We start from the raw sequence: 12307 nt of genomic DNA, 5'->3' as shown, positions 1-12307 counted from the left end.
TTTATAAAATATTACTAATTTTTATTAATAGAGAATCCCAAACTAATCTTGAGTTTAAATACCTAAGTAGATAACTCTTAGACAACTCTAATAATTCAAGTAAGTTTTTATTTCTAAACTTTACCCAATAAAAATGCTGCATATAGTCAATTAAAAATATTTGAGTTGAATTATTTAATTCCACAGTGATTTTTTTTGATAGCTCTAACGAGTTTAAATAACTTAACGGTATTTTCTCTAAAGTATCTGTAATTTCAGAGGGAATAAGTTGTAATTGATTCCAATAACCAATTGCCTTTCCAGGGCTTCCTTGGCTTAATTTTATTATTTTTTCTTCATTTATTATATTTTCATAATCTGATTTTCTTAAAACTTGTTTTAAATCTTTTTCTGATAAATTGTAAAAAGGAATTATTTGGCAACGAGATACCAAGGTTGGTAATAATAAATTTTGATTAGATACAATCAAAATTATTGTTGCCAACTTAGCTTCTTCTAAGGTTTTTAACAATCCATTAGATGCAGCTTCAGTCATCATTTCTGCGCTTTCTATTATTACAACAGAGCGAATGCTTTCTAGAGGTGGGCGACTCAGGAAATTAGTAATATTTCGAATCTGATCTATACGAATTTGAGGAGATGAATTGCTTTTTAATCCATTTTCTTGAGCTTGTCTTATCGTAAATAACTTTCCTTTATATTGATATGTTGGCTCTATCCAATAAAGATCTGGATGATTACCATTTAAAATTCTATGCTCGAGAGTGGTCTGATTTTCTTGTAATACTTTTGAAAGTGAGAATATTGATTTACAAAAAGATCTTGCAGCTAGCCTACGCCCTACTCCTGTTGGCCCAGAGAAAAGATAAGCAGGAGCAATCTTGTTTTTAATGATAATTTGTTTTAATAGAGTAGTACTCTGTGTTTGACCTATTAAATGTTGAAAATTATCCATATTAATAAAATCAAAAAAATTGTATCCAAATAATAGAAAGATTAAGAATAATTTTATAGCTTGCAATATATAGTTTATATATTACCTATTTATATATTACCTATATTTCATAAATAGAGAATGGCCTTAAAATATATTAATTAAATTCTTTTTTTAATATTGATACTAATTAGTTTCATAAATTTAATAAACCAAATGATTTGATTTATTAACGAAATTGATAGCGGAGAGATAAAGAATTTATTACTACTATTATAGAGCTAGAAGCCATTAAAGCCGCGGCAATTACAGGACTAATAGTTAGACCTAGGCTAGGCAATAGAATTCCTCCTGCGAGAGGAATTGACAGAGTATTATATCCAAAGGCCCATAAAAGGTTCTGACGAATTTTTGTAAATGTTGCTAGACTAAGATTTATAGCTGTTAAAATGTCTAAAATACTTCCACTCATTAAAACAATATCAGAGCTTTCCAAAGCTATCTGAGTAGATCCTTGTAAAGAAACTCCTATGTCTGCCTGAACTAGAGCTGGTGCATCATTAATACCATCTCCTACCATTGCTATTTTTCCTTGCTTTTGTAAATCTTTGATCACACTAGCTTTGTTACTAGGGTTAACTTGAGCAAAAAACTTGTTAATTCCTAGTTCAGTTGCGATCGCTGCAGCAACTTTTGGATTATCTCCAGTTAATAATATAATTTCTAATCCTTTTTTCTTTAGTTCTAAGATAGTTTCTTGGGCTTCTGGTCTTAATGTATCTTTTAAAGTTAAAAAACCTTCTATCGATTTATTTATACCTACATAAATAATCGTTTCCCCTTTTTGGGTTAATGATTCCAGATAATAAGAATTGGAGTTAAAATTAAATCCATTATTTAGTAACCAATTTTTATTTCCTAACCAAATTTCTTTTTCTTCAACCTCAGCAGTGACTCCTGATCCAATTTTTGTACAGAAATTTTTTGCTTTCAATAAAGATAAATTTTCTCTTTTAGCTTCTTCCATAATAGCCAGGGCTAGTGGATGATTAGTGCCATTTTCTACGGTAGCAGCCAATTGTAATAAATATTGAGAACTAAGTACACCAAAAGATTTACAACCAGTTACCACAGGATGTCCAGTAGTAAGAGTACCAGTTTTATCGAATACTACTGCATACAGCTGCGAAACTTTTTCTAAAACATCTCCATTTTTAATTAATATGCCTTTCTTAGCTCCTATACCTGTTCCTACTAATATAGCCATAGGAGTTGCCAGTCCCAGGGCGCAAGGACATGCAACAACTAGAACCGAAATTGCTAGTTTTAAGCTCAATAAAAATGAAGTGTTATTATAATTTGCATTTAATACTTGAGGATACCAATTTGTCCCTATGGCAAACCAGAAGATAAATACTAGTATTGAAAGAGAAATTATTCCATATGCGAAATACCCAGCTATTGTATCAGTCAGTTTTTGAATAGGAGGCTTTAACATCTGAGCATTCTCAACTGAGAAAATAATTTGAGACAAAGTTGTATCATTGCCAATACGAATTGTTTTGATAATAATTAGACCAGAATGATTTAGAGTTCCTACAGATACCTCATCACCTATTTTTTTGGCCACAGGCATTGATTCTCCCGTTACCAATGATTCGTCAATAGTAGTTTCTCCAGTGATAATCTCTCCATCTACAGGAATTTTATCACCAGGTAATATTTTTATATATTCTCCTAAGCGAACTTGCTCGACAGGAATTTCTATACTAGATTGATTTTCCGAATATGGATCACTACTTAGGCGAGCAAATGTAGGCTGTAATTCAATTAAAGACTTTAAAGCTGATGAGGCACGATTCTTGGCCCTCTTCTCCAAAATACGCCCCAGTAAAATAAATCCCAACAACATTACTGGCTCATCAAAAAAACATTCCCAACCTAATTCAGGAAAAATTAATGCAATACAGCTAATTGAATACGCACTAAAAGTTCCTAATCCAACCAATGTATTCATATTGGCCATTCCATTAACTAATCCACGCCAACCATCAAGAAAAATATCAAATCCTGGGATAGCTATAGCTATAGTAGCTAACACCCAGTGAAATCTTAAATCGTTTAATACAAAAAAATCTGGTCCTCCTATATATGTCAAATGTCCAAGGCTAGAAATGAAAATTAGAATAGCAGCAATAAAAAGATTAATTTTTTGATGTATTTCTTCTGTTTGTTTAGATTGATCACTCTTTGATTTTCTTTGTTGAACAGTAAGATTTTGCGAATCACGAATACTAGAAGGAAAGCCTACTGCTGTTAATTTATTAGTTAAAACTGATGGTTCTGTAGATTCAGGATTGTATATAACAACAGCAACTTGAGTAATTAAATTGGCTTGAGCAGAAATCACTCCAGGCTGTTCTGAAAGTTTTTCTTCTATAGCTTTAACACAGCTAGCACATTTCATACCTGCTACATCAAAAGTGATTGTTTTGAAAAGAGATGAAGATGTAGTTTTTTTTGATTCTTGAAGAGGAGAGGCCATACTTTACTAACCAGTGATAAGCTTGTGAAACTGAATTTATAATGCCTATTTAAATTTTATTATATTAATAAAATTTAAATAATATAAGTAGTATGTAAATCCTAATATCATCTCTTCCATCTCACTAGAAAAAACAATATTATTAACCCTGCTAATCCCATGATTCCGGCAATTGGGTTGTTATCAATTCCTGTAAAAATTAAAGATGCTTTACCAGTATATTTGATAATTTTACCTACATTGAGTATGTAATACCCCCAAACTAGTCCTCCATGAATTCCAATACAAATTCCTAATCTATTATTACATTTTGTTTTAGCTTGTACTAGAATCATACCTATTAAAAACAAAGCAGGAAACTGAGGAAAAGTCCTTATAACTTCTTGTAAAGGTTTTAAAAAATGCAAAGTTGCAAAGATAAAACTATTACATACCAAACTAGTCTTTATAGAATAGTTCATCTTCAATTCTTCTAATAGCCATCCCCTAAAAAGTAATTCTTCTGCAAAAGCAATTGCGAAAGCACTTAATAAGCCTTCAAATATGAGTGATGATAAATTTTGTGATGGTTTAACAAAAACAACCCATCCTAAAATCATCTCTACAAAAAATAATCCAAAAGTAAAAAAGAGGCCAATAGTTAATCCATTAAGTAACTCTATTATATTTTTTTTCGTAAAAGTTAATCCATATATTCGCCACCAATTACTTATTCCATGTATCTTACTATTCCAAAAGAATAAGAGAATAATAAAGTTTATATACAATAAACTCATCGTTACAATTGTTCTGAAGTTTAAATCATCTTTAAATAAGAAAAAGAATGGGATTGCAGTAGGCAACCAGAGAATTAATAGTGAAACAATAAACACCCCTAATCTTAAGGGTGCTGGGTAACGAGAAACTATAGAGTAGTTAATTTTCAATTATTTATAATTAAATTTTAAATGTAGTAAATGTACTTTAAGAAGTATCTAGTTAATATTTTTATTTTTTATTCATCTGGTTCGATACTACTACTTAAGCCATGATTTTTTAGAGTCTCACGATAAAATTCGGCTGGTTCAAAAGCACAAGTAATAACCAAAGCAGTTCCACTTATATGAGCTTCCATCATTATTTCAGCGGCTTGAGGACGAGTCATTCCTGATATCGTTTGCATCAGAATTTGTACCACATAATCCATAGGATTAAAGTCGTCATTATGAAGTAAGACCTTATATCTGGGAACTGGTTTTTTAGTAGTGGAAGTATTTAAAGATATCTTTTCTATTACATCTGTTACCATAAATTACCTCTTTAAGAATCTATCGCATAGTTTTTTATATAAATTATTTTTATTTTGATAAATAATTCTAAATCTTGAAAGTTATGTATCAAAATTTAATTTTTTATATTTTTTAACAGCAGAATATAAAAGATTCTTTTATGATTATAACTTACAAAGAAAAATAAAAATTATTTTTTTTGTTCGGCATATTAAGCTTGAATGCCTAAAAAACGGCATACATATTCTATATTTACATATAGAATATACATTAAAGAGAAGTAATAATTTTTATCCATTTGAAGTTATTTTTTTGAGATAAATTTGAAATATATTCATAACCTATTCATTATGATAAAACTTCAATAGTGTTTTTTCTGTATGTCAAACATATATTATTTTCTTATGTTTTTTACATATAAATCCACATATAGAAAAGAATCAAGAGATATTTTAAAGGAATTACTCAGTGATTAATAATTGTTATGATATTTTTATCAGAATAGGCCTATGACAACTTCATAAAAATTTTCAATGAATACTAATAGAGTTTATTGACTTTTTGAAAAAATTAATAAGCTTAAAAAAACAATATATATTCAGAAGCGAATTTATATTTTATGTACTATAACTATACTGAGCTTTAGAATTCGGCTTGGATTCAATTAATTAAATACTATTTTTGGTTTTTAGGATATTTATGAAGTTTGATGTTGTTACCTTATTTCCTAATTTTTTTACATCTGGATTGCAATCTGGACTTATTGGAAAAGCACTTGGTAAAAATATTGCAAAGATTAACTTAGTTAATCCCCGTCAATTTGCTGTTGACAAGCATCATAAAGTTGATGATAAGCCTTATGGAGGCGGTGTGGGAATGTTACTAAAGCCTGAACCAATCTTTGCAGCAATTGATTCCTTAGAACTTTTACCTAAAAGAACCACAATTCTTCTATCTCCTCAAGGCTCTCCGTTAACTCAAGATATTTTGCAAACTTTAGTAACTAATTATGAACAACTTATTTTAATTTGTGGACATTATGAAGGATTTGACGAAAGAATTCGTTTTTTAGCTAATCAGGAAATTTCTTTAGGTGATTTTATACTTACTGGTGGAGAAATCCCAGCACTAGCATTAATGAATGGAGTAATTCGTCTTTTACCTGGAACTGTTGGAAAATTAGAATCTTTAAAAACTGAAAGTTTTGAACATAGCTTATTAGATTATCCTCAATATACTCATCCTCCTGTTTTTAAAAATATGCATGTTCCTGATATATTAAGATCGGGAAACCACAAGCTAATTGCAAGGTGGAGACAAGAGCAACAAATACAACGTACTCAGAAACGTCGTCCTGATCTCTTAGAAAAATGGTTAAAATCTGATACATACTAAGCTTGAAGTATAAATATCTTTAAATACTTACAGTAATTTACTAGTTTTTAAGAAAAAATTCTTATCATCTTTTAATTAATAATTAATTACTATGAGAAGTAGTATTTTTATACTCCAAGTTAATAAGCGATTTTAATTTCATAAGATACTAACAATCGCCACTACACCTTATAGAGCAATACGTTTAAAATAAATTTTTTTCTTGTTATAAATTATGACTACTAAAGTATTTGTCACTGGTGCCACAGGTTTCGTAGGTGCAAACCTTGTTAGACTTTTAATACAAAAGAAATATCAAGTTCGTGTTTTAGCTCGCAGCCATAGTACTTTAAATAACTTAAAAGATTTGGATGTTGATATTGTTTTTGGAGATCTCAATGATATTGATTTAGCAGAAAAAATAAGAGGATGTAAATTTTTATTCCATGTTGCTGCTTATTATTCTTTATACCAAATAGATAAGAATCAACTATATATTAGTAATGTGATTGGAACTCGTTCAATTTTAAAAGCAGCCAAGCAAGCTAATGTTGAACGCATTGTCTATACTAGCTCTGTCGCTGCTATAGGAGTAAAGGAAACAGGAGAAATTGTCAACGAAAATTATCAAGCTCCTGTAGATAAAATAATTGGACATTATAAAAAGTCTAAATATTGGGCAGAACAAGAAGTGTATAAAGCTGTAGCAAATGGTCAAAATATTATTATTGTTAATCCTAGTACTCCAATAGGTCCACTAGATATTAAGCCTACTCCAACCGGAGAAATTATTTTAAGATTTTTACGTCGTAGAATGCCTGCATATGTAGATACAGGATTAAATTTAATCGATGTTCGAGATGTAGCTCATGGACATATTTTAGCTCTAGAAAGAGGGGAAGTAGGACAAAGATATATTTTGGGCAATAAGAATATGAGCTTAAAAGCTTTACTGGATGAATTATCTTATCTCACTGGATTAAAAGCTCCTAGAAGAACATTACCAATATGGATACCTTTGATACTTGCTTGGATGGGAGAGTATATATTATGTTCTTTTGGAAAAAAACAAGGAATTCCTTTAGATGGAGTTAGAATGTCTACAAAATCCATGTATTATGATTCTTCCAAGGCTGTTAATGAATTAAAAATATCTTATAAACCTATCAATGATTCACTCAAAGATGCTATAGACTGGTTTGTAAATAATGGATATGTATAATCATTAATTTATTAATAATAGTAAGTATTTTTTATTTCATAAAGTACTGCGACTTAACTACAGTATGATTTTTCTTATAGAATTATATATTTTCGATTTATAGTAATAATTTTTTAGTATTAATTTAAACAAAAAAACAGAATTAATAATATTTATGGATTCTTTTCAAGCTCCACCTTTTCTTAATCCAGGAGACAAGGTACAAATTATTGCTCCAAGTGGACCTTTTATGGAATTATCCAATTTAGAAAAAGGTATAGAAGTTTGGCGTTCGAAGGGATACGATGTAGTTCTAAGTAAAAATTGGAATGCATTTAATGGCTATTTAGCAGGTACAGATAGTCAGCGTAGAAGTGATTTTTTAGAAGCTTTACAAAATCCAATATGTAAAGCTATTATTCCACTTCGAGGAGGTTATGGATGTATTAGACTATTTGAGCAGAAAGAATTAAATACTTTACTTGCAAAATATCCTAAATGGATTATAGGTTTTTCAGACATTACAGTATTGCTTTGGAAATTAGCCAGTATAAATATTCAAAGCATTCATGGTCCTGTCCTGACGACATTATGTAACGAACCTAGTTGGTCTGTAGAAAGATTTTTCAGATATATTGAAGGTCTTAGTTTACCGAGCCTAAAAGGTGAAGGATGGGGTGGAGGTATTAATCGGGGAATACTATTGCCAGCTAATTTAACTGTAGCCACTCATTTATTAGGGACTCCATTACAACCATCTTTTCATGGGACAGTTTTAGCACTAGAGGATATCGGAGAGGATCCTTATAAAATTGACAGAATATTAACACAATGGCGATTAATGGGAATCTTTAACAAAATTAATGGAATTGCACTAGGGAGCTTTAACCAATGTAATACTTTTTCTAAAAACCCTTCTTGGACTGTAGAAGAAGTATTACGTGATCGTTTATCGGATCTTAATATTCCTATTATCTCAAATTTACCTTTCGGACATGGTAAGGTAAATGCTACTTTGCCAGTAGGAATGAAAGTTAGTATAGATGGCGATAGAGGATATCTTGATTTTATAAATTAATAATTTTTGATTTTTTGTATAAAAAATTTTATATATTGCATACATATACAACATATCTTGCAACAAAAAAGAATATTTCCGTAAGTTAACTTAATTCTAATTGACTTGCTATAGGCATTCTCCATCCAGTACCAAAAGCACGATTCGTAATCTTTAATCCTGGAGGAGCCTGTTTTCTTTTGAATTCAGCACGGATGATTAACTTTGCTACTCTATATAATAAATCATACTCAAACCCAACCTTGTGTAGTTCTTGGATAGATTGATGATGATTAATGAATCTATTTAACAGATCGTCCAAAATATTATAAGAAGGTAGGGAATCTTGATCTACTTGGTTGGGTTTTAGTTCAGCACTTGGAGGTTTTAGGAGAATATTAATTGGAATAATCTCTTGAGATTTATTAAGCCATTTACAAAGAGAAAAAACTTGAGTTTTTGAAACATCTGCAATCACACCTATACCACCATTCATATCTCCATACAGGGTGCAGTATCCTATTGATATTTCAGATTTATTACCTGTTGAAAGTAGTAAATGTCCAAATTTATTAGCAATGGCCATTAAGATATTGCCCCTAATTCTTGATTGTAAATTTTCTTCAGCAATTCCAATGTCTACTGTTTTAAATAGTACATCTAAAGAATAAGTATATGCCAACATGATGTTATCAATAGGAATCATGTAACTGTTAATACCTAAGTTGTCAGCTAGATGTTTTGCGTCAGTAATTGAATGCTGTGAGCTATAAGGAGAAGGCATTAGTATTCCTAAAACATTTTTCGCACCTAGAGCCTCGACTGCTATTGAAGCAACTAAAGATGAGTCTATACCGCCGCTTAAGCCTAAGACTACTTTTGAAAATCCACACTTTATGACATAGTCTTTTAATCCTAATACTAATGCTGACCAAACTTCTTCTTCTGCTGTTATAGAATTTTTATTAAGGCTCAATGTTAGGTCTTTGATTGACTGGTGATACTCAATAATCTCTGTGCGTATCTGAAAACCTTTAGTACGTAAAACAACTTCCCCTTTTTTGTTCACTGCACAACTATGTCCATCAAAAATTAAATCATCGTTACCTCCAATTTGATTAACATAAATAATAGGTGTCTGATATAGTTTTGCACTGTGTTTTAAAATAGATTCTCTGGTTTTTTGTTTATTAATAACATATGGAGAAGCTGATAAATTAACAATTAAATCGACTTTGTATCTAACAAGATCTCTAATTGGATTATTTTTATAATTTCTTTTACTCCAAAAGCTTTCTTCATTCCATAAATCTTCACATATTGTCACTCCAATTCTGGAAGACTCATTTCTTTTTGAAGAAGATGATAATTCAAAAAAACTACTCACTTTCCCTGATTCAAAGTAATGCTTTTCATCGAATACATCATAATTTGGTAGAAGACGTTTATGAAAAATTTGTTTAATAGCATTATTTTGAAGTAAAACAATACTATTAAATAGAGGTTTCTCTCCTTTGATTTCTGAATAATAATTCTTAGTAACAAGCCCAACTAAAACTGCTAGTTTTGGTGGTATTTTTTTCGCTAATTTTTGTAATTCTAACCATGAATTTTGAATAAAATTAGTATTTAGAACTAAGTCTTTTGGAGGATAGCCACATAAAGAAAGTTCCGGAGTTAATAATAATTCAACGTTTTTTTGTTTTGCTAAAATAGCTGACTTATAAATGCTGTCAGCATTGTATTTTAGATTACCAACAATAGGATTAAGCTGAGCGATTAAGATTTTCATAGTTGGTTATTTTAAATGTTGATCTTATAAATAACTAAACTTTTTATACTAATTAATATAAATTTAAATATTATTTTTCGGTATTTTAGACTTAGATACCATTCTAAAGTATTACTTGTAAATTCTTATTCATATAAAAGTTTATTGAATAAGAAACAAATTTTATAATGTCATCCTTTAACTACTAATAACTAAAAATTCGGCCTTTTTGCGAGTTATAGAAAAATAATATTTTTGATGAGACTATAAAGTTTTTGGAACCTATTTATTTTTTGTATACTATACATATAGCTGCTCTCGAATAATATAATCTTGAACAGATTTAATTAATACGTTTTTATCCCTGTATTTTCGATAAGTAGTAGATGAAACACCAGGAGCATTTAAATCAACAATTTGATATCTAGCTCCTAATTCAACTAGTGCCTGTAAGTCTAATTTATCAATTACATAACCAGAGCGAAGAATTATCAGGATGAAAACTTCAGAAAATAACTTGTCAACATGATGCCATTGACAAATTTGTTTTACTAGATCTGAACCGATAACTAATGTATAGTTTGCTTGAATTTCCCAAATATCCTTAGCTCTAGCGACACTTACAAGACTTTTATGGTGACTTAAAGTTTTTGAGAGATGAATGTTACGACGAGGTGGATATATATTGTCAATAAGTAGCCCTAGCATTATTGTCCTATGATACAAGGAGGTTTGATGCTTTTTAAAAGGATTGTCAGAAGCCCAAATACCTACTTTGTCATAATGGAATGATAACCATGAAATAATTGACTGATGTCCAGCTGTAGGAGGATCTGCACTTGTACCAAATAAGGCAATTTCATTCATATGGTCTCACTTTGAAACTAAGCATCTAACACAATATTAAATAGTTTTGCTATTCTAAAAATATTTAAATTCCGATATATAAATATTACATGAATCTGAATTACTATTATTTTTTTAAAAGGGTAATATGAATCCGTAAAAAATTAATATAAAAAATATGTACAATCAGTTTAACTGATTGTACATATTTTAATTTTTAGAAAACTTTTAGAACTTTTTTATTAAAGTTGAACTATTATGTCGTAATCTAGATAAATAAACATCACAATTTAAATACAAACTATGAGAATACTATGTTTAGTTCCTGGAGGAATAAATGAACAGCTCTTATTCTTTCCAACTTTAGAAAGTCTGAAAAATAAATATCCTAATGTCTTGATTGATGTTTTAGTAGAGCCATTGGCTAAATCTGCTTACCGAATATGTCCCTACGTGAATGAAATTCTTTTTTTTGATTATCAAGATCGTAATGTATCCGCTGATTATCTAAATTTAGTTGGAGTAATTCGTGACAGAGGATATGACATTGCTATCACCACTGGGAATAAATTGATTTTAGAATTATTATTGTGGTCAAATAGTATTCCTTGGCGTATTGGTTATAAAACGCAAACATCATGGTTCTTGTCTCATTCAATCACTCAAAAAGAAGAACAATATGCTGCGGAAACATATCATGATCTGCTTCTTAAATTAAATATTCAACCTTCCTGCCCTTCTATAAAAATAGCTGTTCCGAAAGATGACATTAGCTGGACTGAAACGCAGTTACAAAGTTTATCGGTAAAAGAAAATGGTTATATCGCGATATATGGAGGTGAAAATAATTCTTATCCAGTATCTAGTTGGATAGAAATTATTAACAGCATTCAAAAGAAAGAACCTTCTTTATCAATTGTTTTGCTTGAAAGTAATACTGAACAAACATGGACAAAGTCCATCTTGGATAATTGCAAAAATCTTAAAATCATCAATCCTGATAACTTGGGAAAACTTTCTGCAGTTATCGCCGGAGCCAATCTTTTGGTTTGTATTGATAGTGTCCCATTGCAATTAGGTATAGCTGTAGGAACATATACAATAGCACTATTTTCGGATACTAAAGCTAACCATAAAATTCCTACCAATTATGATCGTTGTATTGCAATCCAGTCTCCAAGCAATCAATTGGCTGATATTTCTTCGTCAACAATTTTAGAAAAAATATGGAATGGTTAGCTATTGAGAATATATAGTTAAATATAAGTTTTACAATTTTCTTTTTGTAAACGAGAATAAAGAATGAAAGCT

Annotated in this window: 10 protein-coding genes; 4 read left to right on the top strand and 6 right to left on the bottom strand. The window is 30.0% G+C overall.

The window, feature by feature from the left end; all coding sequences use genetic code 11:
* Position 1 precedes the first annotated feature (1 nt).
* The 4 genes from UCYN_RS04745 to clpS form a co-directional block, all read right to left on the bottom strand.
* Positions 2-955: a DNA polymerase III subunit delta' gene (locus UCYN_RS04745; protein WP_012954372.1), complete on the bottom strand. Its 954-nt coding sequence runs from the start codon at positions 953-955 to the stop codon at positions 2-4.
* 208 nt (positions 956-1163) lie between these two features.
* Complete coding sequence (locus tag UCYN_RS04740) at positions 1164-3479, bottom strand: heavy metal translocating P-type ATPase (RefSeq protein WP_012954371.1); 2316 nt, start codon at positions 3477-3479, stop codon at positions 1164-1166.
* A 107-nt stretch (positions 3480-3586) separates the two neighbouring features.
* Complete coding sequence (locus UCYN_RS04735; RefSeq protein ID WP_012954370.1) at positions 3587-4405, bottom strand: CPBP family intramembrane glutamic endopeptidase; 819 nt, start codon at positions 4403-4405, stop codon at positions 3587-3589.
* Positions 4406-4473: 68 nt separating this feature from the next.
* Positions 4474-4767: an ATP-dependent Clp protease adapter ClpS gene (clpS, locus tag UCYN_RS04730; protein ID WP_012954369.1), complete on the bottom strand. Its 294-nt coding sequence runs from the start codon at positions 4765-4767 to the stop codon at positions 4474-4476.
* A 679-nt stretch (positions 4768-5446) separates the two neighbouring features.
* Between clpS and trmD the strand changes: the two genes are divergently transcribed.
* The 3 genes from trmD (at position 5447) to UCYN_RS04715 (ending at position 8400) form a co-directional block, all read left to right on the top strand.
* Positions 5447-6142 carry a tRNA (guanosine(37)-N1)-methyltransferase TrmD gene (gene trmD, locus UCYN_RS04725; protein ID WP_012954368.1) on the top strand — a complete coding sequence of 232 codons (696 nt, stop codon included), beginning with the start codon at positions 5447-5449 and terminating at the stop codon, positions 6140-6142.
* 214 nt (positions 6143-6356) lie between these two features.
* The gene (hpnA, locus tag UCYN_RS04720; protein WP_012954367.1) at positions 6357-7343 is read left to right on the top strand and encodes a hopanoid-associated sugar epimerase; all 987 of its coding nucleotides are present in this window, start codon (positions 6357-6359) and stop codon (positions 7341-7343) included.
* Between the two features lie 154 nt (positions 7344-7497).
* Complete coding sequence (locus tag UCYN_RS04715) at positions 7498-8400, top strand: S66 peptidase family protein (protein ID WP_012954366.1); 903 nt, start codon at positions 7498-7500, stop codon at positions 8398-8400.
* 85 nt (positions 8401-8485) lie between these two features.
* Here the strand turns inward: UCYN_RS04715 and UCYN_RS04710 are convergent, their stop codons facing one another.
* Both UCYN_RS04710 and UCYN_RS04705 read right to left on the bottom strand, forming a co-directional pair.
* Complete coding sequence (locus UCYN_RS04710) at positions 8486-10171, bottom strand: NAD+ synthase (RefSeq protein WP_012954365.1); 1686 nt, start codon at positions 10169-10171, stop codon at positions 8486-8488.
* Positions 10172-10450: 279 nt separating this feature from the next.
* Positions 10451-11017: a nicotinate-nucleotide adenylyltransferase gene (locus UCYN_RS04705; RefSeq protein ID WP_012954364.1), complete on the bottom strand. Its 567-nt coding sequence runs from the start codon at positions 11015-11017 to the stop codon at positions 10451-10453.
* A 282-nt stretch (positions 11018-11299) separates the two neighbouring features.
* On the opposite strand from UCYN_RS04705, the gene UCYN_RS04700 reads away from it, so the two are divergent.
* Positions 11300-12235: a glycosyltransferase family 9 protein gene (locus tag UCYN_RS04700; RefSeq protein WP_012954363.1), complete on the top strand. Its 936-nt coding sequence runs from the start codon at positions 11300-11302 to the stop codon at positions 12233-12235.
* Positions 12236-12307 lie beyond the last annotated feature (72 nt).

Origin of the sequence: Candidatus Atelocyanobacterium thalassa isolate ALOHA (genome assembly GCF_000025125.1) — a bacterium.
Taxonomy (GTDB): Bacteria; Cyanobacteriota; Cyanobacteriia; order Cyanobacteriales; family Microcystaceae; genus Atelocyanobacterium; species Atelocyanobacterium thalassae.
This window is presented reverse-complemented; position numbering and strand designations above follow the sequence as displayed.

Bases quoted from the DNA above. Each gene is read 5' to 3' on its own strand.
- clpS (WP_012954369.1), bottom strand. From the start codon at position 4,767: ATGGTAACAGATGTAATAGAAAAGATATCTTTAAATACTTCCACTACT.
- UCYN_RS04705 (WP_012954364.1), bottom strand. From the start codon at position 11,017: ATGAATGAAATTGCCTTATTTGGTACAAGTGCAGATCCTCCTACAGCT.
- trmD (WP_012954368.1), top strand. From the start codon at position 5,447: ATGAAGTTTGATGTTGTTACCTTATTTCCTAATTTTTTTACATCTGGA.
- UCYN_RS04715 (WP_012954366.1), top strand. From the start codon at position 7,498: ATGGATTCTTTTCAAGCTCCACCTTTTCTTAATCCAGGAGACAAGGTA.
- UCYN_RS04745 (WP_012954372.1), bottom strand. From the start codon at position 955: ATGGATAATTTTCAACATTTAATAGGTCAAACACAGAGTACTACTCTA.
- UCYN_RS04700 (WP_012954363.1), top strand. From the start codon at position 11,300: ATGAGAATACTATGTTTAGTTCCTGGAGGAATAAATGAACAGCTCTTA.
- hpnA (WP_012954367.1), top strand. From the start codon at position 6,357: ATGACTACTAAAGTATTTGTCACTGGTGCCACAGGTTTCGTAGGTGCA.
- UCYN_RS04710 (WP_012954365.1), bottom strand. From the start codon at position 10,171: ATGAAAATCTTAATCGCTCAGCTTAATCCTATTGTTGGTAATCTAAAA.
- UCYN_RS04740 (WP_012954371.1), bottom strand. From the start codon at position 3,479: ATGGCCTCTCCTCTTCAAGAATCAAAAAAAACTACATCTTCATCTCTT.